We start from the raw sequence: 25,585 nt of genomic DNA on the forward strand, positions 1-25,585 counted from the left end.
CCGCTTGCCCCCGCACCACCCCCAAGTGGCCGGTTCCGGAGGGTTCCCCGCCCCGGTGGCGGACGGCTTCGGCCGTCCGCCGTCCGGATGTCAGTGGCTGCGGATACCCTGATGGCCTGATCAACAGGTGTGCGAAGCAGGGAAGTCGGGAAGGCCGCAGTAGCGACAGTGCGTGCGGCGAGTGGGGGCGGGAATGACCGTTGACGGCGGTTACGCGGACTTCTTCGGGCCGCAGGTGCCGCGCACGGGTGACGAGGGCCAGACGGCGACGTTCGCGCTGGCCTCGGCGGCCTACCGCGACAACGAGGTCTCGGAGATCCTCAAGGCCAACAGCGAGTGGCACGAGTCGAAGGTCTCCGAGGGCCAGAAGTGGGCCAAGATCTTCCGGCCCAACCTCGGCGAGGCGTTCGCCACGGCCGTCGTCAACCGGATGCTCGGCTCCGGCCGCAAACCGCTCATCCAGTCCTTCGGCGCCGAACCCCAGGTCGTCGTCGAGCACTGCCTCGCGGCCAACCGCATCCGCAAGGAGCGGGACAACCTCCTGTCCATGGTCATGGTCCTGTGCGGCGTCCTCTTCCTGCCCGGACTGCTGATCTGGCTCCTGGTGTTCACCCTGCGCACCACCGTGGCCAAGCGCGACGACAAACGCGCCTCCACCCTCGCCACCACCCTCCTCGTCGCCGTCGGCGCCCTCGCCGTGATCTTCCTCCTCCGGATGCCCTTCACCGGCTTCTGGGCCTGGTACGCCCGCGCGGCCGTCGTGATGCCCGTCGTCGGCTGGTTCTGGGCCAAGCGGATCTGCGAGCGCACCGCGCGGGACCTGCGCGCACGCTGGGACAGCCTGCTCTCCGGCAGCAGCGTCGGCGCCAAGGTCCCCGAGGCCGTGCCCAGCAGCCCCGGCGAGACCGCCGCCGAGCAACTGCGCCAGTCCCTGGCCAAGCTCAGCGCCGAGCAGCAGTCCAACTCCGTCTTCTACGCCGGACCCAAGGGCATACTCGGCATGGGCACCCGCTGGGGCAGTTGGCAGCTCGCCGAGGACCTCGTGCCCGCCGACCCCGACCGGGAGATCCACCCGTTCCGTAGCTGGGACGTCATACGCTCCATCCACGACCAGCTCCGGATGCTGGAGCGCGGCCCACTGAACACCGGCGGCTTCCCCAAGCCGTCGATACGGCACTGGATCGTCACCCCCGTCGACGAGAACGCGGGCGCGGTCTCCCGGCCCGAGGGCACCGACGTGGAGGCGTACCAGGTCAAACCGCACGCCATACAGGAAATCTGCAACAAGCAGCAGTTCGGCAGCGGCGACCGCCACTACCTCGGCGTCCAGTGGGTCCTGTGGGACGGCCAGCTCGTCATCACCATGCTGATCACGGTGACCGTGCTCTACGAGACCCTGCGCATCGAGGTCACCGGACACGCCCTCGGCCGGGTCCACCCGCTGTTCTCGGCGAAGCCCGCGGCCAAGGAGAAGTCCGTCCAGAAGTCCCTCAAGCGCTGGGAGAGCCGGACGATCAAGCTGCCGCTGGTCGACACCGACGAGGTCGTCCGCCTCGCCGCCCGCGCGCCGCTCACCTGGTACCCGCCGCTGCTGAACTGGCTCGGCGGCTCCCTCACCCTGCCCGAGCCGTTCGGACTGCGGCACGTGTGGGCCGACAAGCCCTGGCGGCACCGCTTCATGGCCGACGACGCCCTGCGCGCCGCCACCCCGGTCCTGCGCGTCGTCCACTCCGCCGCGATCAAGGTCCTCAAGGAGAACGGCGTCGACACGGAGAAGTTCGGCTCCCGCTCGGCCTCCCTCAGCGGGGCCGTCCAGGACGCCTCCCCGAAGAAGGCCGACCTCTACGACGCGTGAGCCCGGCCCGCGGGGGCGGTGACGTGCGTGCGACGCGCCTCAGGGCACGTGACGCCCCTCAGGGCGCGTGACGCGTCTCACCGCCCCGGCCACGCCTCCGCCAGCATCTTCCGGGTGTCCGCCAGCAACTGCGGCAGCACCTTGGTGTGGCCCACCACCGGCATGAAGTTCGTGTCCCCACCCCAGCGCGGCACGATGTGCTGGTGCAGATGCGCGGCGATCCCCGCGCCCGCGACCGCGCCCTGGTTCATCCCGATGTTGAACCCGTGCGCCCCCGACGCGGCCCGCAGCGCCGTCATCGCCTGCTTGGTCAGCTCGGCCAGCTCAGCGGTCTCCGCGTCGGTCAGATCGGTGTAGTCGGCGACGTGCCGGTAGGGCACGGTCATGAGGTGGCCCCCGTTGTACGGGTACAGATTCAGCACCGCGTACACCAGCTCACCCCGCCGGACGACCAGCCCGTCCTCATCCGACTTCGCCGGGATCGAGCAGAACGGGCAGCCGTCGTCGGCACCGGGGCCGCTCGGCTTGTTCTCACCCTGGATGTAGGCCATCCGGTGGGGCGTCCACAGGCGCTGGAACGCGTCCTGCGTACCCACTCCGATCTGCTGCTCCGGCTCACTCGTCATGCTAGGCAGCATATGGCGTCGCCCGAACGGGGCGTGTCGCCGGGCACCCGCGAAACCACCCGGTGAAGCTGGGCCGATGGACGACGACAGCCCCGAGGCCCGCTGGGAACGCCGCACCGGCGGCCTCCTCACCCTCGCCTCGCTGCTCTTCCTGGCCGCCTACGCGGTCCGCGTCCTCGCCGAGCCCGCCCTGCCCCGGGCGGCACGCGCCGCCTGCTACGCCACGATGCTCGCCGCCTGGGCGGTGTTCGCCGTGGACTACGCGGTCCGCTGGCGGTTCAGCGGGCGGCGCCTGGGCTTCGTACGCACCCATCTGCTCGACACGATCGTGCTGGTGCTGCCGCTGCTGCGGCCCCTGCGGTTCGTGAAGACGTACGAGCGGGTGCAGCGACGGCACGGGCTGCCCCGGCTCCCGCTGTACGGACGTGTGATCGTCTACGCCGGGACGTCCGCGGTGCTCCTCGGCTTCTCGGGCGCGCTCGCCGTCTACCACCACGAGCACGGCGCCCCCGGGACCACCATGCGCACCTTCGGCGACGCGATCTGGTGGACCTGCTCGACCCTGTCCACCGTCGGCTACGGCGACGTGGCGCCCGTGACGCCGGTGGGCCGCCTCATCGCCGTCGGCATGATGGCCTGCGGCCTGGCACTGCTGGGGGCGGTGACGGGGTCGTTCTCGTCGTGGCTGCTCCAGGTGTTCTCCCGGGAGGACGAGGAGGGGCCCCCGGGGAGGTGAACTCCCCGGGGGCCCGCACCCGACGCGGATCAGACCTGCGCGCGCTCCTCGACGACCTTGACGATCTTGCCGATGGCCTCGTCGAACGGGATGCCGTTCTCCTGCGAACCGTCCCGGTAGCGGAACGACACCGTGCCCGCGTTCATGTCGTCGTCCCCGACGATGACCATGAACGGCACCTTCTGCTTCTGGGCGTTGCGGATCTTCTTCTGCATCCGGTCAGACGAAGAGTCGACCTCGACCCGCAGCCCCTTCTTCTTCGCCTCCGCGGCGAACTTCTCCAGGTACTCCACGTGCGCGTCCCCGACCGGGATGCCCACCGCCTGCACCGGCGCGAGCCACGCCGGGAAGGCGCCCGCGTAGTGCTCAAGGAGAACCGCGAAGAACCGCTCGATGGAGCCGAAGAGGGCCCGGTGGATCATCACGGGGCGCTGCTTGGAGCCGTCGGCCGCCGTGTACTCCAGCTCGAACCGCTCCGGCAGGTTGAAGTCGAGCTGGATGGTCGACATCTGCCAGGTCCGGCCGATGGCGTCCCGGGCCTGCACGGAGATCTTCGGACCGTAGAAGGCCGCGCCACCCGGGTCGGGCACCAGCGGCAGCCCCTGCTTCTCGGCGACCTCGCGCAGCGTCTCGGTCGCCTCCTCCCATGCCTCGTCCGACCCGACGAACTTGGTCTCGTCCTTGGTGGAAAGCTCCAGGTAGAAGTCGGTCAGACCGTAGTCGCGCAGCAGGTCCAGCACGAAGGTGAGCAGCTTGTCCAGCTCCTCGGACATCTGCTCGCGGGTGCAGTAGATGTGCGCGTCGTCCTGGGTGAAGCCACGCGCGCGGGTCAGCCCGTGCACGACGCCCGACTTCTCGTACCGGTACACGGTGCCGAACTCGAACAGCCGCAGCGGCAGTTCACGGTACGACCGCCCGCGCGCGTCGAAGATCAGGTTGTGCATCGGGCAGTTCATGGGCTTGAGGTAGTAGTCCACGCCCTCGTCGAGCTGCATGGGCGGGTACATGCCCTCGGCGTACCAGTCGAGGTGGCCCGAGGTCTCGAACAGCTTCCCCTTGGTGGCGTGCGGGGTGTAGACGAACTCGTACCCCGCCTCCTCGTGGCGGCGCCGCGAGTAGTCCTCCATGACCCGGCGGATGATGCCGCCCTTGGGGTGGAAGACCGCGAGGCCGGAGCCGATCTGCTCCGGGATGGAGAACAGGTCCAGCTCGGAGCCCAGCTTGCGGTGGTCGCGCTTCTCGGCCTCGGCGAGGAACTCCAGGTGCGCCTTCAGCTCGTCCCTGGACGGCCAGGCGGTCCCGTAGATGCGCTGGAGCTGCTTGTTCTTCTCACTGCCGCGCCAGTACGCCGACGCGTTCCGCATCAGCTTGAACGCCGGGATCGCCCGGGTCGACGGCAGGTGCGGGCCCCGGCACAGGTCCTTCCAGCACAGCTCGCCGGTCTTGGCGTCCAGGTTGTCGTAGATGGTCAGCTCGCCGCCGCCCACCTCGACGTCCGCGCCGTCGTCCGAGGACGCGGAGCCCTTGATGCCGATCAGTTCCAGCTTGTACGGCTCGTCGGCCAGCTCCTCGCGGGCGGCCTCGTCGGTGACGACGCGGCGCGAGAAGCGCTGCCCGCGCTTCTGGATCTCCTGCATCTTCTTCTCGATGGCCTTGAGATCCTCGGGCGTGAACGGCTTCTCCACGTCGAAGTCGTAGTAGAAGCCGTCCCGGACGGGCGGGCCGATGCCCAGCTTGGCCTCGGGGAACAGCTCCTGCACGGCCTGCGCCATGACGTGCGCGGTGGAGTGCCGCAGGATGTTGAGGCCGTCCTCGGAGGAGATCTCGACGCCCTCGACCTCGTCGCCGTCGGAGACCGCGTAAGCGAGGTCCTTCAGCTCGCCGCCCACCCGCGCGGCGATGATCGAGCGCTCACCGGCGAAGAGGTCGGCGGCCGTAGTGCCCGTCGTCACCACGCGCTCTTCCCGCTCGGAATCGCGTTGGATGATCACACGGACGTCTGACACCGGTCTCTCCTGACTGAAGGCGAATGCGAGCGCCGTACCCGAGCGCGCGCCGTAGCCGGAATCGTACCGACCCGCCCCCGCCCACCGCGAAACGGTTAGCGTCAGTCCTCGCCGCCGCACGCCTCCTCGAAGAGGTCGAGGTCCTCCTGGAGGGACTTCAGGAGCCGGTCCCGCTCTCCCTCGTCGACCTGTACGGGGACGATCCCGCTGGCGCCGGTCAGCCGCCGGAAGCCGCCGCGGCTCTCCAGCCGCCCGTGCACCCGCACCGGCAGTCCGACGAGGTGGGCGTGCCCGGCGAGGCGGTAGTCCTCCTCGTCGAGGGTGAGCCTGACGTGCGGCACCTCGGCCCCGGCGAGCACCCGCAGCCGTACGGTGCCCGGCCCGCGCGGCTGGGTCCTGCGCATCCGCACCACGGCGCCGGTGATCCGGACCGGCACGGAGGGCTCGGCGCGCAGGTAGCGGGCCCCGGCGGCGCGCAGCGCGGGCAGGTCGCCGGGTGAGAACCCGACGGGTTCGGCGCCGGGCGCGCAGCCCTCGGGCACTCCGGCGGCGGGCGCCCAGGCGACGGCGATCCGGGCGCCCTCGGTGCCGTGCACCAGGGTGGTCAGCGCCTCGGTGAGTTCGCGGCTGACGCCCGCTTCCACGGCGGTGTCGAAGGCGTCCATGCCGCCGGTGGCGCGCTGGTAGTCGACGGCTTCGCGGGCGGCGTACAGGGCGTGGTGGAGCCGTATCGCGAGGGGTCGTCCGGTGTGTACGGGGACGAAGGCGGTGAGGTGGTCGCCTTCGGACGCGGGGCCGACGAGGACGTCGGTGAGCAGCGCGGCGGCGGTCCGGCGGTGCCGGGCGCCGTGGTAGCCCGCGCGGGCGCGGGTCGCGAGGGCGGCGGCGAGGAGCAGGTGCCGGGCGGCGGCGCGCAGCCGTTCCTCGTCGGTCCAGCGGGTGGGTCCCGCGGGGGTGTCGCGCCACCAGTGGACCTCGTCGCTGGGCACGGTCAGCCCGAGGAGCACCTCGCGGGCGGAGGGTGCCGTGCTGCGGGTGAGGGCGTCGAGCGCCTCGCCGAGCAGGTCGTCGCTGTCGGGGAAGGCGCGGCTCTCGGGGACGAGGAGGCTGGTGCCCTGCCCCGCGGGTCCGGGCGGGGTCCAGCGGCCGTAGCGGCCGGGGGCGCCGCCGCGGCGTTGCCAGCCGTGTCGGCGCAGCAGGGCGGCGAGGACGGCGGGGTCGACGTCGGCGGGGTCGGGGGGTCGCGTGGGGTGGGCGTCGGTGGGGTGGGGGCGGGCGGGTTCGTCGAGCGGGCGGTGCGTCATGGTCTGCCTCCCGTGCCGACCCGCGTCATGATCTCGCACAGGGCCCGGTCGTCGAAGATCCGCGCGGTCGGTATCCGTACGGTGGTCCGGGTCCGGCCGGTGACGGGGTGACCGGCGAGGTTGACCCAGTAGCAGCAGTGCCTGAGGTCGAGCCGGTCGTGGCTGGCGCGCAGCCAGTCGTCGCGGGACCGCGGGACGAGCATCACGACGAGGATCTTGTGTACCGAGACCGGGGTGCGGGCGAGTTTGACCAGGTGGTCGTTGTCGAGCGTGAAGGAGAAAGTGCGGCCCGGCGGGTGGGGCGGGGTCTGGTACGTCGCCTTGAGCTGCACCTTGATGGTGACCTCGTCGTCGACGGTGTGGCCGGGGGCGCTGTGGCTGACGTGCCAGTCGATGCCGTGGTCGGGGAACGGCTGGGCGAGTGAGCAGCCCGCCGCGGCGGCGACGGCGTGCAGATAGCCCACCTGCAGGGTCTCCATGCAGGCGGTGGTGGCGAGGGAACCGCGCGGGGGGCTGGTGCGTTCGGGCAGCAGCCCGCCCCGCTCGGGCTGCGCTACCGCCATGACCGTACAGCCTTCCGAGCACAGGTGGTCGTCGAGTGCCGGGCCGTGCGGCGGTGTGCTGACGACAGCGCTGAACTGCGCCGACCCGTACTCCTGTTGTCTCCGGGCGGCGTACGGCGCAAACGGCCCGGGTATCACCGAAGCGGCGGCCGGACGGAGCGTCAGTGGTCGTGGGTGAGCGAGGAGTTGGTCGTATGACGTGCTGGTTCGAGGGCCCTTTGGCGGCCTTCGACACGGAGACGACGGGTGTGGACGTGGAGGGCGACCGGATCGTGTCGGCGGCGGTGGTCGTCCAGGACGCGACGGGTGGACGGCCACGGGTGCGGCGTTGGCTGGTGAATCCCGGGGTGCCGGTGCCCGCCGAGGCGACGGCGGTGCACGGGCTGACGGAGGACCATCTCCAGCGCAACGGCAGGTGGCCCGCGCCGGTGATGTACGAGATAGCGGCGCAGTTGGCCGAACACGCGTCGGCGGGGCGTCCGTTGGTGGTGATGAACGCGCCGTTCGACCTGACGTTGCTGGACCGGGAGCTGCGCCGGCACCGTGCCTCGTCGCTGGGCCGGTGGTTTGAGTCGACGCCGTTGCTGGTGCTGGATCCGCGGGTCCTCGACAAGCACTTCGACCGCTACCGCAAGGGCCGCCGCACCCTGACCGACCTGTGCGCGCACTACGGCGTGGAGCTGGACGAGGCGCATGACGCCGCGGCGGACGCGCTGGCCGCGCTGGAGGTCGTCCGGGCGCTGGGGCGGCGGTTCGCGGCCCGGCTTGAGCGGTTGTCCCCGGGTGAGCTGCACACGCTCCAGGCGGTGTGGCACGCGGCGCAGGCCCGGGGTCTGCAGGCGTGGTTCGCCCGCAGCGGCACGGACGAGGCGGTGGACCCGGCGTGGCCGCTGCGCCCGGAGGCGCCTGCGGCGGCGGCATGAGGCGTGCGGCGGGGGCAGGGGCGCGGGACATGCGTAAGGCCGGTCCGCGGTGGCGGACCGGCCTTTCCCGGTGGGCGATACTGGGTTCGAACCAGTGACCTCTTCGGTGTGAACGAAGCGCTCTCCCACTGAGCTAATCGCCCGGGAACGCACCGAACAATACAGGTGCGACGGGGCTGGCATCAAACCGCTTCCAGGTGGGCGGCGAGCCCGCGCCGTCCGGAGCGCATCATCAGCCAGTGGTTGGCGCGGAACACCGGCCGTCCCGGCACGGCCAGCCGTCTGAGCAGGGCCTTGTTGACGTCGACGACCTGCTCGAAGCGGGCGGTGGTTCCGGTGCCGCGCGGGGTGATCGTCCAGCGCAGCCAGCCCTCGATGTCGCCGGTCACCGCCGCCTCCAGCACTCCGGCCGCCGCGTCCCTGCGTACCTGGCGGGCGGTGAACGTCATGTCGTACGGCAGCACGGAGCGGATGCTGATGACGCCGCTGGTGTCGTCGGTGCGGTCGACGCGGCGGACCTGGCGCCACCAGCGGGGGTAGTCCTCGGCCCGCATGAGCGCGTCGTAGACGGTGGCGGGCGGGGCGGGCAGGGACCAGGTGCTGAGGAAGCGGTAACGGTTCCAGTCCATGGACGGAGTCTGCCCCGTGGGGTGCGGGGTGCCGCATCTGAGTACGGGCTGAGTACGCGCACTCATGTCCGGCGACGTGACGCGAGCCACACTCGGCGTCATGACGCACCTGCCGCCCCCGGCCGAGGAGCTGCGCATCCTCGACGCCGAGCTGTACCAACTGGACGCCCGCCGGGCCCAGTTGCTGGCCCGCCGCGCCTGGCTCGTGTCCCGCTCGCAGCCGGTACGGCAGTGGGGTCCGACGCCCGTCGCGCCGGGTCCGGACGCCTCCGCGCCCAGTGTCCAGAACGTCCTGCTGCTCCTGGGCGGCGCCCTGCTCACCCTCGCGGCGACCGCGTTCACCCTGGTGAGCTGGGGGGAGTTGGGGATCGCGGGGCGGGCGCTGGTCCTCGGCGGCGTCACGGTGGCCGCGCTCGCGGCGCCGCTGCCGCTGCTGCGGCGGGGGCTGCGGTCGACGGCGGAGACGGTGGCGGGGCTGGGGCTGGCGCTGACGGTGCTCGACGCGTACGCGCTGTACGAGGTCGCGCTGGGCTCGCTGGACGGCACCGGGTACGCGGCGGCGGCCTCGGCGGTGCTGGCGGCGGCGTGGGCGGCGTACGGCCGGGCGTTGGCGCGGTGGGCCGACCCGGGGCTGCGGCTGCCGGTGCCCGCCGCGGTGCTGGTGGCGCAGTTGTGTCTGCCGCTGGCGGCGGTGGCCGTGGACGCCGGTGCGTACGGCGTCACGGTCGCGTTGCTGCTGACGGCCGGTCTGGACACGGTGCTGGCGCTCCGGGTTTCCGCCTCCGCCGTCCGCGCGGTCGCCGTGGTCGGCGGGTACGGCGTGGGCGGCTGGGGCGTGTTGGCGGCCGGGTGGCTGTCCTGGACGGCGCCCGGTCCGAGCGCCGCCGCCCGTGCGGCGGCGCTCCTCTTCCTCGCGGCGGCCATCGCCCTGGGCGCCGCCTGGCGTGCTCCCGGCGTGGCGGTGGGCAACGCGGTGGCCGCGGGGCTTCTGGTGACCGCCGCGCTGGCCGGGGTGCCGCACGCGGTGCTGCCGGACGCGTGGACGGTGCCGGTCCATCTGGCGTGCGGGATCGCGCTGTTGGTGGCGGTCCGGGTCGACCGGGTGCCGCGGGGGGTGCGGACGGGGCTGGCGTGGGCCTCTGGTGCCGTGCAGGCGGTGGCCGTGCTGTGGGCGCTGCCGGTCGTGCTGGTGGCGTCCGTCGGTCCGGCCGCCCGGCTGACCGAGGTCTGGTCGGGGACGCCGGGTGACGCGCGGGAGGCGGTGACGGGGGTCCTGCCGTGGCCGACGGACGCGGCGCTGGCGCCGGTCGTCCTGGCCGTGGTCGCCAGGGTGGTGTGGCGGGCGGTCCGCGCCCCCGAGTGGCGCCCTCGCGCCCTCGCCGCGTCGCTGGTCCTGGCCTGGGCCGCCGTGCTGATCACGCCCGCGACGCTGCGGCTCCCCTACCTCGCGGCACTCCTGACCTGGTCCCTGCTCACGGTGGCACTGCTCGCGCTACGGCGGACGGTCCCGATGGCGCTCGCCCTGCTGACGTCGCTCCCGCTCGCCCTGCTGGCCCTGGCCACGGAACCGGCGACGCTCGGCGTGCTCGCGTTCCTGACGGCGCTGTGCGCGTCGGCCGCCCGGCGGCCCGCGCCCGCCGCCGCGACGGTCGGGTACGCCACCGCGCTGGCCTGCGCCACCGGCGCCTCGGTCGGCTGGCAGCCGCCGTACGTCGCGCTGCTGGTGCTGCTGGTCCCGTCGGCGGCGGCGCTGTGGGCGCCCCGGGTCGAGGGCCCGGTCCGGGTGACCGTGGAGGTGGCCGGGGCCGCGGCGGCCCTGCTGGCCCTCGGTCTCGCGGTGACCGACCCGCCGGTGCTGGCGTTGGTCCTCGCCCTGACCGGCGTGATCGCCGCGGCGACGGCGGTACGCGCCGACCGCCGTCCCGTCGGCTGTGCGGCGGCTGCCCTGTTCGTGCTGGCCGCGTGGGTGCGGCTGGCGGCCTGGGAGGTGGGCACGCCGGAGGCGTACACGCTGCCGGTGACGGTCCCGGCGCTGCTCGTGGGCGTGCTGCGCAGGCGGCGCGATCCGGGGGCGGCGTCCTGGACGGCGTACGGCCCCGGGCTGGCCGCCACGCTGGTGCCGAGCCTCCTCGCGGTGTGGGGCGACGCGCACTGGCTGCGGCCCCTGCTGCTGGGCGCGGCGGCGCTGCTGGTCACCCTGGTGGGCGCCCGGCACCGCCTCCAGGCGCCGCTGCTGCTCGGCGGGGCGGCGCTGCTGCTGACCGTCCTGCACGAACTCGCCCCGTACCTGGTGCAGGTCGCGGGGGCGCTCCCCCGCTGGGTGCCTCCCGCCCTCGCCGGAGTGCTGCTGCTCGCCCTGGGGGCGACGTACGAGCGGCGCATCGCGGACGTCCGGCGGTGGCGGGAGGCGTTGGGCAAGCTCAACTAGGCCGCTACGACGGCATCTTGTCGCCGAGCAGCGCCAGGTTCTCGATGGCGGCGAGGCCGTACAGCGCGGTGTCGTTGGTGGACACCCACGCGGCCTCGCTGCCCTCGACCAGCGCCATCGGGCCGGTGACCCGCTCCGTCTTCCACGGCGCGGACTCCTTGTAGCCGTCGGAGTTGTAGAACTTCGTCCAGGCCCGCTGGGCGAGCTCCTCGTCGCCGGTCTTGACGGCGGCGTAGGCGTCGAGGCGGGAGTGGCCCTGGAAGAGGATCAGACTGCCGAAGTTGGAGCCGTAGCGGGCGGCCTGTTCGGTCTTGGAGGCGTTGAAGTAGCGGCAGTAGTCGTAGTACGCCTCGTTGAACTCGGGCATGTCGACGAGGTCGATCAGCTCCGCGCACAGTTCGTTGAGGCCGAAGACGGCGGACAGGTGGGAGACGCCGACGACGGGCTCGGTGGCGACGGCGAACCTGCCGGTGTCCAGGTCGTACAGGCCGGTGCCCTGGACGAAGCCGTTGGGCTGGGCGGCGATGGTCTCCATGGTGGACAGCACGCGCGCCTTGGCCTTCTCCCACTTGGGGCCCTTGCGCTCCCACTCGGTGAGCCAGGCGGAGACCAGGCCGCTCCAGTCGGTGCCGAAGCCGATGGACAGGGCGTGCCGGTCGGGGGTGTAGGGCTCGGTGCGGATCTTGCGGATGGGGTCGAGGACGAGGAAGGTCTCGTCGGAGTCGACGTTGGCGTGCATGAGGTCACCGACGCGTTCGTCGGCGGTGAGGAAGTAGTAGAAGCGGCGGTAGGTGGTGTTGGCGATGCGCTGCTGCTTGGCGCTGTCGGCGTAGTGCTGGACGCCGTGCCGGGTGCCGAGGCCCGCCCACTCGCCGAGGTGGTAGACGTCGACCTCGCCGGTGTGCCGGGTCATGGCCTCCGCGAAGCGGAAGATGTCGGCGCGGCCGGAGCGCAGGTAGGCGTACCAGAGCCACAGGTCGGGCGAGAGCTCCGAGTTGTCCCAGGCGTAGCCGCCGACGTCGTAGCGCCACTGGTGGCGGACGGTGTCGTAGGTGTGCATGATGTCGCCGTAGTCCCAGAAGCCGTACCACCGGCGCATCTCCACCTGGTCCTTGTAGTAGGTGAAGAGGAAGTCGAGGTGGTCCTCGATCTTGGCCTTGGCGGGGGTGGAGCGGTCGGGCTCGGAGTACAGGCCGGGGCCGAAGACGCCCGCCTTGATGAGCTGCTTGGGCGGCGCGGCGAGCTGCGGCAGCACGCGTACGGCCTCGATCTGCTCGGCGAGCTTCTCGGCCGAGGGCGTGGACTCGTTGGCCCAGAAGAGGAGTTCGGAGGTGCGGGCGATGCCGTAGGGGGTGCCGAACCCGGGCTCGTAGTCCTCGTAGGTGATGTTGAGGCCCTCAAGCTGCTCGGGGAAGGTGTCCTGGCCCATGCCGTCGTGGTAGAAGCGCAGGTCCATGGGCTGGGCCTCGGGTGACCAGAGCCAGAGGCTGACCTCGGCCTCGTCGGTGTGGGCGTCGCGGATGTCGAGCTGGGCGGGGAACTTCTCCCAGAAGTCGCGCAGCCCGAAGGAGAGGCCGCCGCTGGCGCCGCCGACGTAGCCGAAGCCGTTGGCGCGGCGTCCGCCGCCCGCGCCGATCCAGCCGTGGCCCTTCTTGGTGCGCTTGCGCAGGGTGAAGCCGTCGGCGGAGAGCTGGGAGAGGGTGTAGTCGCCCCATTCGGGGATGTACTGGAGGCGGGTCGTCACGCGCTGGTCCCAGGTCGCCGGGTCCGGCAGCTTCTCGCCCGCGTACTGCGCGGCCTGGACGGCGGCGCCCGGGTCGCGGCGGAGTCCGGTGATGCCCTTGACGGCCTCGCGGAGCATTCCTGTGCCCTCGCCGCCGATGCGGACGTGGCGGTCGTAGGACTGGTCGCGCAGGGGGACGGTGAAGCGGACGCCGAGGCCGCGGATGAAGTCGCCGCTGGCCTTGCCGGGTTCCTGGGTGCCGTCGTAGGTGATGGTGTGCACCATGCGGAAGGAGTCGGCGCCCGCGTAGAAGTAGAGGCGGATGGAGAACGGCAGCCAGCCGCGGGTGCCCTTGCGGTGCTTGCCGTCGACGCGGACGACGGCGCGGACGGGGCCGTCCTGTTCGACCTTGACCTCGTTGATGACGCCGTCGAAGCGCTCGTACTTGACGGTGCCCTGGTCGCCGTCCTCGATCTCGGGCTGGCGGAGCAGGACAAGGCGGCCGTTCTTGGCGATCTCGGTGGAGCCGCGGGTGACGGACTTGACGAGAGTGGCGCCGGACTTGCCGATCCTCGCGGTGATGACGCCGGTGGAGACGTCGATGGTGCCGCCGCCCTGGTCGACGGTGACCTTCTTGGCGGGTGCGGCGGCCTCGCCGGGGGCGAGGGTGAGCTTGCCGGTGCCCGCGGCGCCGACGGCGTGCGCGGTCCACTTCAGGGAGCCGTCGGGCCAGTAGGCCAGCGGCCAGGTCTGCACGGGGACGGACTTGCCGTCGGCGTCGGTGAGCGCGAAGGTCTGGTCCTCCTGGAAGGCGCCCTTGGGCCAGGGCACGCCGACGGTGGAGCCGGGGGCGGCGCCCAGGCCGCCGTCCTCCAGCCAGTCCAGGGTCACGGGGTCGGCGTCGCCTGCGGCGGCCTGCGGGGCGGCCTGCGCCTGGCTGGCGCCGAGGGCCCAACTGAACTGGGCGGCGGCTCCGGCGACGGCGGCTGCCTTGAGGAGGGACCTGCGGGGGATGGGGGACATGGCCTTTCCTTTCCGAGCGGGTGCAGGGTGGTCAGGGGCATGACAGAGGCAGGCGCGGCACCCTGGGGGGCACCGGCCTTGGGTCGTACGGGTGTTAGCGGTATTGACTGGTCTTGACGGGTGTTAAGGGGTGTAACTGGCGTAAACGGGCTCTAGACTTACTAGCGAGCGTTAATGGTTCTTACGGGCCTTACGGGCCTTACGGGCCTTACGGGAGGGAAGGGCGGGTCAGCGGTTGCCGTACCGCTCCTCCACGGCGACGGCCGCCGCCGCGACGGCGCCCAGGACGGGGACCGCCAGCGGCGCGACGAACAGGGCGGACACGGCCACGACGGCCAGTCCGCCGACGATCAGGAACGAGCCGGCGGGGTCGGCCACGGTCCGCCGGGCGGCGTGGGCGAGCAACGCCCGCCAGGGCGCGCCCGGCGTCCACAGGGCCGACGCCCGCAGCATGGCGACGGTGGCGCCGAGCAGCGCGAAGAGGCCGACGGCGCCGACGAGCGGGCCGCCGGGCAGCCCGGCGTGCACCGCCTCGACGTCCACCCAGACCGCGACGGCCGCCGCCCACCCGGCGAGCCCGACGGCCCAGCCGCCGCGCAGGGCGGCCCGGAAGTCCGCCACGAACTCCGCGAGACCGCCGCTCACATGGGTGGTACGGCGCCGCAGGTGTCGGGCCCCGGCGGCGAAGGCGGCCGGATAGGTGACGAGCCCGAGACAGGCCACGGCGATCCACACGCCGGTGAGCAGCGCCTCGGCGAAGACGGAGAACCGCTCACCGAAGACCGACCCCTTGCGCTCCCTGCGCTCCCTACGCGTCCTGCGCGTCTCGCGCTCGCTTCGCGGGGAGCCCGCCTGCACGCGTGCCTGCGCCATGATGACCGCCTCAGCCCTTCAGTCCGGACGTCGCCATACCATCGATGAGGTAGCGCTGGAAGGCCATGAAGAAGGCGATGACCGGCACCAGCGCCACCAGCGACATCGCGATCATGCTGCCGTAGTTGGAGATGCCCTCCTGGTCACGGAACATCATCAGACCGAGGGAGACCGTGTACTTCTCCGGGGTGTTGAGGTAGATCAGCGGCCCCATGAAGTCGTTCCAGGCGTTGATGAAGGTGAAGATGGCGCTGGTGATGATGGCGGGACGGCTCAGCGGCAGCACGATGGACCAGTAGGTCCTGAAGTGCCCGCACCCGTCGAGCTTGGCGGCCTCGTCCAGCTCCCTCGGCAGCCCGCGCATGAACTGCACCATCAGGAAGACGAAGAACGCCTCCACCGCCAGGAACTTGCCCGCGACCAACGGCACCAGAGTGTCGACGAGTTCCAGGTTCCGGAACAGCACGTACTGCGGGATGAGCAGCACGTGGTACGGCAGCAGCAGCGTGCCGATCATCAGCGTGAACAGCAGGTTCCGCCCGGCGAACCGGATCTTGGCGAAGGCGTACGCCGTCAGGGAGCTGGACAGCACCACACCGACCACGGCGAGCCCCGCGTACACCAGCGAGTTCCAGAAGAAGCTGCCGATGGAGATGCCGGAGATGCCGTCGGCGAGCCCCGAGAAGTTCTCCCAGACCGGCTCGGTGGGCAGCAGGTCGAGGCTGGCGATGATGTCCTTGCTCGGCTTGAACGAGGCGCCGATCACCCAGATGACGGGGTACAGCACGACCGCGAGGACGAGGAGCGCGCCCACGTGCCAGGCGATCGACCCGGCGCGCCGCCGCTCGCTCGCGGTGCGCCGCTCGGGGGCGGCGTCAGTGACGGGACTGGTGACGGTGGTCACTTGGCGGCCTCCTCGTAGTGCACCCACTTCTTCTGCGACCAGAACAGGACCGCCGTGACCAGCGCCACCGCGACCACCAGCGTCCAGGCCATCGCGGAGGCGAAGCCCATCTGGGCCTCCTTGAAGCCCTTCTGGTACAGGTAGCAGGTGTAGACGAGCGTGGCGTCGGCCGGTCCGCACCGGGTGTCGGAGACGACGTACGCCGAGCCGAACACCTGGAACGCGTGGATCGACTCCAGCAGCACGTTGAAGAACAGCACCGGGGAGATCATCGGCAGGGTGATGTTCCAGAACCGGCGCAGCGGTCCGGCCCCGTCCACCTCGGCCGCCTCGTACAGCTCCCGCGGGACCTGCTTGAGGCCCGCCAGGAAGATGACCATCGGCGCCCCGAACTGCCAGATGCTCAGCGCCACCAGGGAGTAGAGGACGTAGTCCGGGTTACCGATCCAGCCGCCCACGTCGACGCCGAAGATCTTCTGCGAGCGGTCCACGATCGCGTCGTCCGAGAACAGCGCCCGCCACACGAACCCCACGGAGACGCTGGCCCCGATCAGCGAGGGCATGTAGAACGCGGCCCGGTACAGGCCCTGCCCGCGGCGGCTCTGCGCCAGCAGCAGCGCGACGCCGAGCGCGAGCAGCAGCTTCAGCGGCGTGGCCACGACGACGTACTTCAGTGTGACCTCGACCGACTTCTGCCAGCGCGGGTCCTGGAACATCGTCGTGAAGTTGTCCAGGCCCACCCACTTCGGCGGCGTGAACAGGTTGTAGCTGGTGAACGCGTAGTACAGCGACGCGACCATCGGCCCCGCCGTGAGCAGCAGGAACCCCGCGAGCCACGGCGACATGAAGAGGTAACCGGCGAGGTTCTCCCGGCGCCGCCCGCGCCGCCCGGCCGCGGGAGCGGCGGACCGCTTCCCGGCCGGGCGCGCGGGCGCTTCCTTGACGAGCGTCATGGTGGTACGTCCCCTCAGCCCGCGAACGCGGCCTTGGCCTCGCTGAACAGCGCCTTGGCGGCGTCGGCGGGCTTGGTCTTGCCCTGCGAGACCTCACCGCCGAGCCGCAGGAACGCCGCCTCGATGACATCGGCGCCGGACGGGTGCGGGGTGATCTTTCCGAGCACCCCGGCCGCGGCGACCTCCTCCTCGTACGCCTTGACGCCCTTGTTGTTGTCGTCGGTGGGCGTGAACGCCTCGTACTGCTCGGTGGTGGCGAGGATGCCGCGGTCGTAGCCCATGATCTTGCCGACCTCGGGGTCGTGGACCATGAAGTCGATGAACTGGGCGACCTCCTTGGGGTGCTTGGTCCCGGAGAAGGCGCTGAGCATCAGCGAACCGAGGTACTGGCCGGTGTTCTTGCCGTCGGTCGTCGGGATCGGCGCGAGCCCGTAGTCCGACTCGCCCTCGCCCTCGTAGCGGATGGAGAAGTTGTCCCAGGTGAACTCGGAGGCGGCGAGCCCGGCGGAGAGCGCGGACTTGGGCGCGACCTGCTCGACCTTCTTCGGGTCGGCGACGAGGCCGGACTTCACGCGCTTGTAGCCGTCCTCCCACCACTGCGTCAGGTCGTCCTCGGTGAAACCGAGGTCGGACTCGGTGAAGAACGCCTTGCCGTTCTGGCGCAGGTACAGGTCGTAGAGGTACATGATGCCGAAGTAGCCGGTGTCACCGGCGATCTTCAGCTTGTCCTGGATCGTCTGGAGGGCGTCGAAGTACTCGTCCCAGGTCCAGCCCATCTTGGGCTCAACGCCCGCCTTCTTGAAGGCGTTGAGGTCGATGACGAGGGACATGGTGTTGGCGCCGACCGGAATGCCGAGCTGCTTGCCGTCGACCTGACCGTTCGCCAGGACGCCGTTGCGGAAGTTCTCCAGGCTCAGATTGCCCGCGTCCGCCTGCGACTTGAGGTCCATCAGAATCCCGCGCTTGTCGTACTTGCGCAGGAACCCGACCGCATTCTGGAAAACGTCCGGGGGATTACCGCCGGAGGCCTGCGTCTGGAACTTCTCCCAGAACGCCGCGTAGTCAGTGAATTCCGGCTTGATCTTGATCTTCGGGTACTTCTTCTCGAAGAGCGCGATCGTCTTCTTGATGGCGATGGTGCGGGGTTCGCCGCCCCACCAGGCGTAACGGAGGGTCACCGTTCCGTCCGCGGACGCGCCGTCGCCGCCGCATCCGGTCGTCAGGCCCAGCCCGAGCGTGGCCGCCGACGCGCCAGCCACCTTCAGGATCGTTCGCCGCTCAACATTCCTGCTGGTTCCCACAGTGGACCCTCCCCGCAGTGTCGTTCCGCTTGCATGAATCGTTTCAAGTAAGCGCTTGCTGGCACAAGTTACGGAGGGGCTACGGGTGCGTCAATGATTCGGACAGCAATTTTTCCCGTCGTTATGTGCGGGGGCGTGGCGGCGGGCGGCGTGAGCGGGCTCCGGGGGCGGCGAACGTGCAGGTGAGAGGGGTGGGGTCGGCTGGTCGAACGGGTGGGGGTCAGGGGGAATCGCGGGGCGGGTGCGGGGCGGGGGTGGGGGTGGCCGGGCGGCTGGAATTCGCCCAGCGGTCCGGTCTACGGGATGCCGGGCACCTTGCGCGTCTCGTCTCGTGCACCTCGTCTCCGCGTCTCGCGCGTCTCGCGTAGCGGTGCGTCCGCCGCCCGCGACGCGGCACGGCGGGGGGCTGGGCCGCGCACGGCCCGGCCGAGGGCTGGCCCGCGCACGGCAGCGCCGCCCCACGACCCAGCCCTCGCCATCCGGCCGACGCCCGGTCGGCCCCGGCACCGGCCAAGCGGACTCACGCGGGCCCTGCGCTGGCGCCCCGCGCTTCTAGCGGCCCGCAGGCCGGGAGGGAGTCTTCGCGCACCCGAAGCCTGAGGGGAGCCCACGCGAGCACCAAGGTCCGGGCCACGCAACCCCGCGGACGGAGGGAGGCCAGGCCAGCACCAAGGGTCAAGGGGAGCCCGCGCCAGCGCCAGAGCCACTGGAGCCCCCCGGAGGGCCAGAGGGGCGTCACAGGCCCGCGCACCGGGGTGTCAGCGGCCCGCCAGACGCCTCCGCTATCCCCCGTTGGCACCCCCGTCGGCGCCCGACCACCCGTCCGCCGTACGACCCTCTGCCCGCCCGCCCGTCCGTCCGTCCCACACGCAACCGGCTCAACCGCCCGCCCAGCCCACACAGCCGCCGCCAGCAGGCAATCAGCCGCCAGCAAGCACACAGCCCCCAGCCCGCAGCCACACCACCACCCGCCAGCGAGCACATAGGCCCCCAGCCCGCAGCCCCCGTAAGCAAGCACACAGCCGCCACCCGGCACGCACGACACACGAAACCGGCCCGCCTGCGGATTCGCAGGCGGGCCGGTGTTCCGGGTGGGCGATACTGGGTTCGAACCAGTGACCTCTTCGGTGTGAACGAAGCGCTCTCCCACTGAGCTAATCGCCCGGACGCAGGAAGAACATTACCGCATGTCAGCGGGTGCCCGTGACCCGGTGCCAGCCACCGGCCCCCCGGCCCCCGCCACCGCGCGTCACTGATCCTTGATCTTCCACGGCATCATGAAGCCGAACTTCCAGACGTAGATCCCGACCAGCACGGCCACGATGACCAGGCCGATCGCCGTCAGGATGATGTTCCGGCGCCGCACCTTGGGGTCGAGGGCGCGCTGGGCGGCCTCGGTGACCTTGCGCTTGGTCCAGCGCAGCACCAACTGGGCCCAGACGAACTCCGTCGCCCAGATCGCCATACCGCCGAAGATCACCACCCAGCCCGGCCCGGGCAGCGGCAGCATGACCACACCGGCGGCCACCACCGCGAGGCCGACGATGAAGACCCCCACCTGCCAGCTCAGGTGCAGCACACGACGCGCCTTGATGAAGGCGGGCGCCCTGGAACCGAGCGCGCGCTCACCCTCCGCACCGTCCACTTTCACATCTCCCGACGCCACGGCGACCTCGCCCGGCCCGTCACTCCCCGTGTTCATACGGCCAAACACTACCGGACCGATTCCCGTCACCGAAATGGTCGTACCAGGAGAACAGGTTCTCGGCCGGAAGAGTTACGTAAAGCCACGCAAAACCCTCAGAGGGGTTTACAACGGCACCGTAGGTGGCATGTCGATTTCGCCGACGTGCGAATCCCCGAGCGCACACTGAGCGAAAGGCCCTGGCGCTTATGAACACCACGGTCAGCTGCGAGCTGCACCTGCGCCTCGTTGTGTCGAGCGAGTCCTCCCTGCCTGTCCCCGCAGGCCTGCGGTACGACACGGCCGACCCCTACGCCGTGCACGCCACCTTCCACACCGGAGCCGAGGAGACCGTCGAGTGGGTGTTCGCCCGCGACCTCCTGGCCGAGGGGCTTCACCGTCCCACCGGCACCGGCGACGTCCGCGTCTGGCCGTCACGCAGTCACGGCCAGGGCGTCGTCTGCATCGCCCTCAGCTCCCCGGAAGGCGAGGCCCTGCTTGAGGCCCCGGCGCGGGCCCTGGAGTCGTTCCTCAAGCGAACCGACGCCGCCGTGCCCCCCGGCACGGAACACCGGCACTTCGACCTCGATCAGGAGCTGTCGCACATCCTGGCGGAGAGCTAGGAGGCGGCAGCCACCACCAGGCAGCCCGGCGCCGTCCACTCGGGGAGACGGCTCGGGCCACGACAACCGCATACGGCACACACCGGCGCCGTCGCGCCGCGGACCACCGCGGCCGACGGCGCCGGTATCCGTGCGCCCGGGAACGCCTGGGCCGCCCCTGGCGTTGTCAGGGCAACCAGAGGCCGGGCGGACCGGACCCGGTACGGCGCGTCCGGAAGCCACTACCATCGGCCAGCATCGGCGGGCGCCCGCCCGACCACCAGGCCAGGGAGCGAAACGTGCTGATCACCCACGACACCCGGTGCGCCCTCGACACCGTGGTGGATCTGGTGAACACCTCGCCGGAGGACGACTCGACACCGGACGCGCTGCCGGACGTCGTGGCGCTCGAAGAGTTCGTACGAACGCACGAAATCAGCGATGTCGGGGTGCTCTCGGAGTTCGATCTCCTGGCCGTGCGGAAGATCCGCGGCAGGTTCGCCGGGATCTTCGCGGCGCAGGACTCCCGGACCGCGGCCGGGATGATCAACGAGCTGGTCGCCGCCGCGGGCACCACGCCCCGGCTCACCGACCACGACGGCTACGACTGGCACGTCCACTACTTCGCCCCGGGCGCCTCGGTCGCCGACCACCTGGCGGCCGACTGCGGGATGGCGCTGGCCTTCTTCGTGGTCGCCGGGGAACGCGAGCGGCTGCGGCGCTGTGAGGCCCCGGACTGCCGACGCGCCTTCGTCGACCTCTCCCGCAACCGCTCCCGTCGCTACTGCGACAGCCGCACCTGCGGAAACCGTCTCCATGTGGCCGCCTACCGGGCGCGCCGCAAGGAAGCGGCGAGCTGACCCCCGCCGGTCCGTCGACGCGGGCCCCGGCGGGTGGCGCCGGGGACCGCGGGTACGGCTTACAGCAACAGCAGATCGTGCAACGCGGCTGTAAGCAGCAGACACCCGATCACCGCAAGGAAGATCATCAGCGGTGGCTGGGAAAGGGCGAAGAGGCATCCACGCGGCTCGTCCTGCGGCGGCGCGGCATCGCTCTGGGTCGTATCCAGCATCTCGCGGGCGATGATGGCCTACCCAGCACCCGCTACGCGATCAACACGCCCACCAGCCGGGGGAGTTCGACGGAATCCGTGAACGGACCGGCCCGCACGCGGTACCGGGCGCCCGTGGCACGGTCGGGGTCAGTCGCGGATCACCTACGGGTCATATGCCGTGCTTCTTCAGGATGGCCTCGATATCGCTGAAGTCGTCCGCGGCGTCCGCGCGGGCCCCGGAGCCGCTCTTGCCGCCCTGCGGCCGGGCCGTCTGACGCGTGCTCGCGCCGAGGGCGGGCGCCGAGGCGCTCGGCTCCACGGCACCGCTCCGGGCCGCGGCACGGGCGGCCCTGCGCTCCTGACGGCTGCCGCCCCGGCGGCGCTCCACGGCGCGGGTGGTCGCGAACAGCGCCCAGGCGGCACCCAGCACCCCGAAGCCCGCCCACGCCGTGGGACTGAAGGCTGTGTCGGCGGCCCACTCCACGACACCCGTCATCACCAGCCCGAGCGGGACGAGCGCGTAGGCGGCGATCCGGGTGGCGGCGAGGAATCGCTTGCGGTACGCGCTGACCGCGGCGATGCCCAGCCCGGCCGCGGCTACGGCGGAACAGACGGTCTCGGCAATCATCCGGTCCTCCAGGCGGGCTCGGTCGGGCAGCGGGTGCTTCGCCCCTTCCATCCTGCACCGCCCGACCCCTGCCAGGCCATGCTCCGGCCGGACATCAGGGACATCTCCGGGTCACCTCCTCCGCAGGTGCCGGTCCCCGCCGTACCGCCGCCCGCCCGCACCGGTCCCGTTTTGGGGCACCGGCGCCGGGGCTGGGAGACTGGCCGCATGAACGACTCCTCCCCCGCCCCCGTCCTCGACGTCTGGTGCGAACTCCAGTGCGCGGACTGCCGTAGCGCCCTCGACGACATCCGCGCCCTGCGCGCCCGCTACGGCGACCGGCTGGAGCTGCGGTTGCGGCACTTCCCGCTGGAGAAGCACAAGCACGCCTTCGCCGCCGCCCAGGCCGCCGAGGAGGCCGCGGAGCAGGGGCAGGGCTGGGCGTACGTCGAGGCGGTGCTCGGCCGGGTCGAGGAGCTGGACCGTAGGGGAGAACCCTTCCTGGTCGAGATCGCCGGGGAACTCGGTCTGGACGCCGAGGAGTTCGACACCGCGCTGATCGACGGCCGCCACATCCTGATCGTCGACGCCGACCAGGCCGAGGGCAAGGCGATCGGCGTGACCGGCACCCCGACGTACGTCATCGGCGGCGAGCGCCTCGACGGCGGCAAGAGCCAGGAGGGCCTCAGGGAACGCGTCGAGGCGATCGCGGACCGCCTGCTCGCCGAGGGACAAGGCTGACGGCCCACCCACCCACTCACCCACCCACGGCAACGGCCTGACCGACCGCGACGGCCGGGCTCAGATCAGTGGTTTGTACAGGACGTACCCGGTGGTCCGGTAGCCGAGCGACTCGTACAGCCGCTCCGCCGGGACGTTGCCCGCGAACACGTTGAGTCCCAGTACGCCCTTCCCCGCGGCCACGGCCTGCGCCTCCGCCAGCAGCATCAGCGTGCGGCCGTGCCCCTGGCCGCGGTGGGCGGCGTCGGACTCGACGTCGAAGACGTACGCCTTGTCCCGTTCCAGCGCCACCCACAGGGTGCCCACCCGGGTGCCCTCGTGTTCCAGGACGCTGAACAGCATGTTCTCGGTGTCGAGCCCGCGCGGCAGCACGTTCTCGTGATCGCGCCGCGCCTTGGCGCGGGCGGTGGGCTCGGGCACGCCCCGGTCCGCCCAGGCACGGACGTAGTGCTCCGTCTCGTAGGCGTACCAGTCCTCGTACTCCGCCGGGGACATGGGCCGTGCGACGCTCCCGGCGGGCAGCGCGGGCGGGGTGGCGTCGAGGGGCTTCTCCATGCCGCGGTTGCGGTGGACGTACCCGAGGGCCTCGAAGAGCCGCAGCCCGGCCGTGGCGGCGGCGGGGACGGCGGCCTCGATCTGTGCGCAGCCCCAGCCGCGCGCCACCTCCTCCGCGGCGAGCGCGGCGACCGTGCCGCGCCCACGGCGCCGGTCCGGCTCCTCGATGTCCAGGCCGGTGATCCGCGCCACGGACTCCCCGAGGGAGGGTGAGGTGGCGAGGCGTATTTCCCCGACGGGTCTGCTGTTCACGCACACCTGGTAGCGGCGTGAACGGCTCCCGTCAGCGGCGCGCTGAAGCGGCTCGGTCGGCCGCAGGGTGGTCGTCATCAGGGGTGTTCTACCCGATGCGGATCGCCCCCGTCAGCCAGGTTTATCGGGCCCTCAGGGATCGAGGTCCTCCCCGGCCCGCTCCTCGAAGACCCGCATGACCTTGGCGGTGACCGGTCCCGGGGCGTCCGCGAGTTCCCGCCCGTCGACGCGGTGCACGGCCTGTACGTCCCTCAGGGTCGACGTGAGGAAGACCTCCTCGGCGCGTTCCAGCACGTCCAGCGGCAGATCGGTCTCCTTGGCGCCGGTCCACTCGACGACGAGCGCGCGCGTGATGCCCGCCAGGCACCCGGAGGTGACCGGCGGCGTGTGGATCTGACCGTCGAGGACGACGAACACGTTGGAGCCGGTGCCCTCGCACAGCTCGCCCACGGTGTTGCCGAACAGCGCCTCGGAGGCGCCCTGTTCGTGGGCGCGGGCGAGGGCGACGACGTTCTCGGCGTACGAGGTGGTCTTCAGGCCGGTCACCGCGCCGCGCTCGTTGCGCGTCCACGGCACGGTGATCACCGCGGTGGTGTCGGGTCGCCGTACGGTCTCCCCGACCGCGACCACCAGCGTCGGCCCGTGTTCACCACGGTCGGACCCGAGGGGGCCGTGGCCGCCGGTGTAGGTGACACGCAGCCGCCCGAGCGGCATCGGGTTGGCCTCCAGGACGGCGGCGCAGGCCCGGCGTACCTCGTCGTGGTCGGGGTCCGGCAGGCCGAGGCCGCGGGCGGAGCGGGTCAGCCGGTCCAGGTGCCGGGTGAGCGCGAACGGCCGCCCGTCGACGGCCTTCATGGTCTCGAAGATGCCGTCGCCCACGGTGAGTCCGTGGTCGAAGACGGAGACACGGGCGCTCTCCATGTCCTGGAGCCCGCCGTCGAGCCATATCTTCACGTCAGAGTCCCTCTCCACTGTGCGCGTACTCCCCCGACGCTACCGCGAGCAGCCGGGACGCCTTCAGCTCGGTCTCCCGCCACTCCCCCTCGGGGTCGGACCCCCAGGTGATCCCGGCGCCGGTCCCGAAGCGCAGAGTGCCCGTCGCCCGGTCGAGCCAGAAGGTGCGTATGCCGACGGCCAGCTCGCCCACGCCCCGGTCGGCGTCCACCCAGCCGACGCCGCCGCAGTAGGGGCCGCGCGGCGCGGTCTCCAGGGAGTCGATGATCCGCAGGGCGCTGGACTTCGGCGCCCCGGTGACGGACCCGGGCGGGAAGGCGGCGGCCAGCAGTTCCGCCCATCCGGCACCGGCGCGCAGCTCACCGCGCACGGTGGAGACGAGGTGCACGAGCCCGGGGTGCTTCTCGACGGCGCACAGGTCGGGCACGCTCACCGTGCCCGTCTCGCAGACCCGCCCGATGTCGTTGCGGACCAGGTCGACGATCATGACGTTCTCGGCGTAGTCCTTCTCCAGCAGGTCCGCCTCGGTCCGCCCGGTGCCCTTGATCGGCCCGGACTCCACGACCCGCCCGTCCCGGCGCAGGAACAGCTCGGGCGAGGCGGTGGCCACCTCCACCCCGTGCTCCGGCAGCCGAATCGTTCCGGCGTACGGTGCCGGGTTGCCGCGGGCCAGCAGCGCCGTCAACGCGTCCACGTCGGCGTCGTCCGGGGCGGGCGCCGACAGCACCCGGCAGAGGTTGGCCTGGTAGACCTCACCGGCCGCGATGTGCTCGCGGACGCGCCGTACGCCCGCGGTGTACGCGGCGCGGTCGAGGGACGACGTCCAGTCACCGGCGGCCGGACCCCGCCACGCCCCCGGCACCGGCGCGGGCACCGCCCGGGTCCTCACCTCGGCGAAGCGAGCGCAGGTCAGACGGCCCTCGAAGTCCGCGCAGACGGCCCAGAAACCCTGGGAGTCGAGGGCCGCGGGATCGTCGGTGACATCGAGGAGACCGGTGGCCAGTCGGTCACCGAAGCGGGCGAGAGGTGGGAGGTCGAGCACGCTGTCGAGTCTATGGCGCGCGTCCCCCGTGGTACCCGGACCAGCCCGTTCAGCGGGTGCAGCGCAGCACGCTGCACAAACGCGTTTTTGTACTGGCCCCGGAATCCGCTAGAGTTCAACACGTCGCCGGGCCGCGCAAGCGGACCGAAACGACAGGCGGACGTAGCTCAGTTGGTAGAGCGCAACCTTGCCAAGGTTGAGGTCGCGAGTTCGAGCCTCGTCGTCCGCTCGAAGGAACGCAGGGGAT

Annotated in this window: 23 protein-coding genes and 3 tRNA genes; 8 read left to right on the forward strand and 18 right to left on the reverse strand. The window is 71.6% G+C overall.

The window, feature by feature from the left end; translation table 11 throughout:
- Positions 1–193: 193 nt before the first annotated feature.
- A complete protein-coding gene (locus tag ACFQZ6_RS05870) occupies positions 194–1,855 on the forward strand; it encodes a hypothetical protein (RefSeq protein WP_381605310.1) in 1,662 nt (553 codons plus the stop codon).
- A gap of 77 nt (positions 1,856–1,932) precedes the next feature.
- Here ACFQZ6_RS05870 and ACFQZ6_RS05875 read toward each other — a convergent pair whose 3' ends face one another.
- Positions 1,933–2,493, reverse strand: coding sequence for an HIT family protein (locus tag ACFQZ6_RS05875; protein ID WP_381605312.1), 561 nt, complete (start codon positions 2,491–2,493; stop codon positions 1,933–1,935).
- 64 nt (positions 2,494–2,557) lie between these two features.
- On the opposite strand from ACFQZ6_RS05875, the gene ACFQZ6_RS05880 reads away from it, so the two are divergent.
- Entirely contained in the window at positions 2,558–3,217 is a 660-nt protein-coding gene (locus ACFQZ6_RS05880) for a potassium channel family protein (RefSeq protein ID WP_381605314.1), read from the forward strand.
- Between the two features lie 29 nt (positions 3,218–3,246).
- On the opposite strand, the gene thrS is transcribed toward ACFQZ6_RS05880, so the two are convergent.
- The 3 genes from thrS to ACFQZ6_RS05895 all read right to left on the reverse strand — a co-directional run bounded on the left by thrS (position 3,247) and on the right by ACFQZ6_RS05895 (position 7,090).
- Positions 3,247–5,223: a threonine--tRNA ligase gene (gene thrS, locus ACFQZ6_RS05885; protein WP_381605316.1), complete on the reverse strand. Its 1,977-nt coding sequence runs from the start codon at positions 5,221–5,223 to the stop codon at positions 3,247–3,249.
- A gap of 101 nt (positions 5,224–5,324) precedes the next feature.
- Complete coding sequence (locus ACFQZ6_RS05890) at positions 5,325–6,527, reverse strand: hypothetical protein (RefSeq protein ID WP_381605318.1); 1,203 nt, start codon at positions 6,525–6,527, stop codon at positions 5,325–5,327.
- A complete protein-coding gene (locus ACFQZ6_RS05895; protein ID WP_381605320.1) occupies positions 6,524–7,090 on the reverse strand; it encodes a DUF4365 domain-containing protein in 567 nt (188 codons plus the stop codon). The genes ACFQZ6_RS05890 and ACFQZ6_RS05895 overlap by 4 nt, the downstream gene beginning before the upstream one ends.
- 194 nt (positions 7,091–7,284) lie before the next feature.
- On the opposite strand from ACFQZ6_RS05895, the gene ACFQZ6_RS05900 reads away from it, so the two are divergent.
- Positions 7,285–8,013: a 3'-5' exonuclease gene (locus ACFQZ6_RS05900; protein WP_381605322.1), complete on the forward strand. Its 729-nt coding sequence runs from the start codon at positions 7,285–7,287 to the stop codon at positions 8,011–8,013.
- 71 nt (positions 8,014–8,084) lie between these two features.
- Here the strand turns inward: ACFQZ6_RS05900 and ACFQZ6_RS05905 are convergent.
- Positions 8,085–8,156, reverse strand: a tRNA-Val gene (locus ACFQZ6_RS05905).
- Between the two features lie 39 nt (positions 8,157–8,195).
- The gene (locus ACFQZ6_RS05910) at positions 8,196–8,642 is read right to left on the reverse strand and encodes an SRPBCC family protein (RefSeq protein WP_381605324.1); all 447 of its coding nucleotides are present in this window, start codon (positions 8,640–8,642) and stop codon (positions 8,196–8,198) included.
- A gap of 100 nt (positions 8,643–8,742) precedes the next feature.
- Between ACFQZ6_RS05910 and ACFQZ6_RS05915 the strand changes: the two genes are divergently transcribed.
- Positions 8,743–11,070: an SCO7613 C-terminal domain-containing membrane protein gene (locus ACFQZ6_RS05915; RefSeq protein ID WP_381605326.1), complete on the forward strand. Its 2,328-nt coding sequence runs from the start codon at positions 8,743–8,745 to the stop codon at positions 11,068–11,070.
- Positions 11,071–11,074: 4 nt separating this feature from the next.
- Here the strand turns inward: ACFQZ6_RS05915 and ACFQZ6_RS05920 are convergent, their stop codons facing one another.
- The 7 genes from ACFQZ6_RS05920 to ACFQZ6_RS05950 all read right to left on the reverse strand — a co-directional run bounded on the left by ACFQZ6_RS05920 (position 11,075) and on the right by ACFQZ6_RS05950 (position 19,549).
- On the reverse strand, positions 11,075–13,816 hold the full coding sequence (locus tag ACFQZ6_RS05920) for an exo-rhamnogalacturonan lyase family protein (RefSeq protein WP_381605328.1): 2,742 nt from the start codon (positions 13,814–13,816) through the stop codon (positions 11,075–11,077).
- Between the two features lie 228 nt (positions 13,817–14,044).
- Positions 14,045–14,689 (reverse strand): hypothetical protein, encoded by a 645-nt coding sequence (locus ACFQZ6_RS05925; RefSeq protein ID WP_381605330.1) that lies wholly within the window; start codon positions 14,687–14,689, stop codon positions 14,045–14,047.
- Positions 14,690–14,699: 10 nt separating this feature from the next.
- Positions 14,700–15,593 (reverse strand): carbohydrate ABC transporter permease, encoded by an 894-nt coding sequence (locus ACFQZ6_RS05930; RefSeq protein WP_381605332.1) that lies wholly within the window; start codon positions 15,591–15,593, stop codon positions 14,700–14,702.
- A complete protein-coding gene (locus ACFQZ6_RS05935) occupies positions 15,590–16,546 on the reverse strand; it encodes a carbohydrate ABC transporter permease (protein ID WP_381605334.1) in 957 nt (318 codons plus the stop codon). Before ACFQZ6_RS05935 ends, ACFQZ6_RS05930 begins: the two co-directional genes overlap by 4 nt.
- A 14-nt stretch (positions 16,547–16,560) precedes the next feature.
- Complete coding sequence (locus tag ACFQZ6_RS05940; RefSeq protein ID WP_381605336.1) at positions 16,561–17,847, reverse strand: ABC transporter substrate-binding protein; 1,287 nt, start codon at positions 17,845–17,847, stop codon at positions 16,561–16,563.
- Between the two features lie 1,092 nt (positions 17,848–18,939).
- A tRNA-Val gene (locus tag ACFQZ6_RS05945) sits at positions 18,940–19,011 on the reverse strand.
- An 85-nt stretch (positions 19,012–19,096) separates the two neighbouring features.
- On the reverse strand, positions 19,097–19,549 hold the full coding sequence (locus ACFQZ6_RS05950; protein WP_381605337.1) for a TIGR02611 family protein: 453 nt from the start codon (positions 19,547–19,549) through the stop codon (positions 19,097–19,099).
- A gap of 191 nt (positions 19,550–19,740) precedes the next feature.
- On the opposite strand from ACFQZ6_RS05950, the gene ACFQZ6_RS05955 reads away from it, so the two are divergent.
- Both ACFQZ6_RS05955 and ACFQZ6_RS05960 read left to right on the forward strand, forming a co-directional pair.
- On the forward strand, positions 19,741–20,154 hold the full coding sequence (locus tag ACFQZ6_RS05955) for an SsgA family sporulation/cell division regulator (protein WP_004002642.1): 414 nt from the start codon (positions 19,741–19,743) through the stop codon (positions 20,152–20,154).
- A 278-nt stretch (positions 20,155–20,432) separates the two neighbouring features.
- Entirely contained in the window at positions 20,433–20,993 is a 561-nt protein-coding gene (locus ACFQZ6_RS05960) for a CGNR zinc finger domain-containing protein (protein WP_381605339.1), read from the forward strand.
- A gap of 59 nt (positions 20,994–21,052) precedes the next feature.
- Here ACFQZ6_RS05960 and ACFQZ6_RS05965 read toward each other — a convergent pair whose 3' ends face one another.
- Positions 21,053–21,205, reverse strand: a complete 153-nt coding sequence (locus tag ACFQZ6_RS05965) for a hypothetical protein (protein WP_164873000.1) — start codon at positions 21,203–21,205, stop codon at positions 21,053–21,055.
- A 151-nt stretch (positions 21,206–21,356) separates the two neighbouring features.
- The gene (locus tag ACFQZ6_RS05970) at positions 21,357–21,815 is read right to left on the reverse strand and encodes a hypothetical protein (protein ID WP_381605341.1); all 459 of its coding nucleotides are present in this window, start codon (positions 21,813–21,815) and stop codon (positions 21,357–21,359) included.
- 207 nt (positions 21,816–22,022) lie between these two features.
- On the opposite strand from ACFQZ6_RS05970, the gene ACFQZ6_RS05975 reads away from it, so the two are divergent.
- Entirely contained in the window at positions 22,023–22,535 is a 513-nt protein-coding gene (locus ACFQZ6_RS05975) for a DsbA family protein (protein WP_381605343.1), read from the forward strand.
- A 60-nt stretch (positions 22,536–22,595) separates the two neighbouring features.
- Here the strand turns inward: ACFQZ6_RS05975 and ACFQZ6_RS05980 are convergent, their stop codons facing one another.
- From ACFQZ6_RS05980 to ACFQZ6_RS05990, 3 genes are read right to left on the reverse strand one after another with little or no spacing between them, the layout of a single operon-like run.
- Positions 22,596–23,420, reverse strand: coding sequence for a GNAT family N-acetyltransferase (locus ACFQZ6_RS05980; RefSeq protein ID WP_381605345.1), 825 nt, complete (start codon positions 23,418–23,420; stop codon positions 22,596–22,598).
- 54 nt (positions 23,421–23,474) lie between these two features.
- The gene (locus ACFQZ6_RS05985) at positions 23,475–24,296 is read right to left on the reverse strand and encodes an aminotransferase class IV (RefSeq protein WP_381605347.1); all 822 of its coding nucleotides are present in this window, start codon (positions 24,294–24,296) and stop codon (positions 23,475–23,477) included.
- Position 24,297: 1 nt separating this feature from the next.
- Positions 24,298–25,338: a chorismate-binding protein gene (locus tag ACFQZ6_RS05990; RefSeq protein ID WP_381605349.1), complete on the reverse strand. Its 1,041-nt coding sequence runs from the start codon at positions 25,336–25,338 to the stop codon at positions 24,298–24,300.
- A 156-nt stretch (positions 25,339–25,494) separates the two neighbouring features.
- Between ACFQZ6_RS05990 and ACFQZ6_RS05995 the strand changes: the two genes are divergently transcribed.
- Positions 25,495–25,567 (forward strand) — tRNA-Gly (locus tag ACFQZ6_RS05995).
- Positions 25,568–25,585 lie beyond the last annotated feature (18 nt).

The sequence above is a fragment of the Streptomyces flavalbus genome (assembly GCF_042674625.1).
GTDB lineage: Bacteria > Actinomycetota > Actinomycetes > Streptomycetales > Streptomycetaceae > Streptomyces > Streptomyces flavalbus.

Excerpts from the sequence above, each read along its gene's own strand:
- ACFQZ6_RS05870 (WP_381605310.1), top strand. The coding sequence starts at position 194 with ATGACCGTTGACGGCGGTTACGCGGACTTCTTCGGGCCGCAGGTGCCG.
- ACFQZ6_RS05875 (WP_381605312.1), bottom strand. The coding sequence starts at position 2,493 with ATGCTGCCTAGCATGACGAGTGAGCCGGAGCAGCAGATCGGAGTGGGT.
- ACFQZ6_RS05880 (WP_381605314.1), top strand. The coding sequence starts at position 2,558 with ATGGACGACGACAGCCCCGAGGCCCGCTGGGAACGCCGCACCGGCGGC.
- ACFQZ6_RS05890 (WP_381605318.1), bottom strand. The coding sequence starts at position 6,527 with ATGACGCACCGCCCGCTCGACGAACCCGCCCGCCCCCACCCCACCGAC.
- ACFQZ6_RS05895 (WP_381605320.1), bottom strand. The coding sequence starts at position 7,090 with ATGGCGGTAGCGCAGCCCGAGCGGGGCGGGCTGCTGCCCGAACGCACC.
- ACFQZ6_RS05900 (WP_381605322.1), top strand. The coding sequence starts at position 7,285 with ATGACGTGCTGGTTCGAGGGCCCTTTGGCGGCCTTCGACACGGAGACG.
- ACFQZ6_RS05910 (WP_381605324.1), bottom strand. The coding sequence starts at position 8,642 with ATGGACTGGAACCGTTACCGCTTCCTCAGCACCTGGTCCCTGCCCGCC.
- ACFQZ6_RS05915 (WP_381605326.1), top strand. The coding sequence starts at position 8,743 with ATGACGCACCTGCCGCCCCCGGCCGAGGAGCTGCGCATCCTCGACGCC.
- ACFQZ6_RS05920 (WP_381605328.1), bottom strand. The coding sequence starts at position 13,816 with ATGTCCCCCATCCCCCGCAGGTCCCTCCTCAAGGCAGCCGCCGTCGCC.
- ACFQZ6_RS05925 (WP_381605330.1), bottom strand. The coding sequence starts at position 14,689 with ATGGCGCAGGCACGCGTGCAGGCGGGCTCCCCGCGAAGCGAGCGCGAG.
- ACFQZ6_RS05935 (WP_381605334.1), bottom strand. The coding sequence starts at position 16,546 with ATGACGCTCGTCAAGGAAGCGCCCGCGCGCCCGGCCGGGAAGCGGTCC.
- ACFQZ6_RS05950 (WP_381605337.1), bottom strand. The coding sequence starts at position 19,549 with ATGAACACGGGGAGTGACGGGCCGGGCGAGGTCGCCGTGGCGTCGGGA.
- ACFQZ6_RS05955 (WP_004002642.1), top strand. The coding sequence starts at position 19,741 with ATGAACACCACGGTCAGCTGCGAGCTGCACCTGCGCCTCGTTGTGTCG.
- ACFQZ6_RS05965 (WP_164873000.1), bottom strand. The coding sequence starts at position 21,205 with ATGCTGGATACGACCCAGAGCGATGCCGCGCCGCCGCAGGACGAGCCG.
- ACFQZ6_RS05970 (WP_381605341.1), bottom strand. The coding sequence starts at position 21,815 with ATGATTGCCGAGACCGTCTGTTCCGCCGTAGCCGCGGCCGGGCTGGGC.
- ACFQZ6_RS05975 (WP_381605343.1), top strand. The coding sequence starts at position 22,023 with ATGAACGACTCCTCCCCCGCCCCCGTCCTCGACGTCTGGTGCGAACTC.
- ACFQZ6_RS05980 (WP_381605345.1), bottom strand. The coding sequence starts at position 23,420 with ATGACGACCACCCTGCGGCCGACCGAGCCGCTTCAGCGCGCCGCTGAC.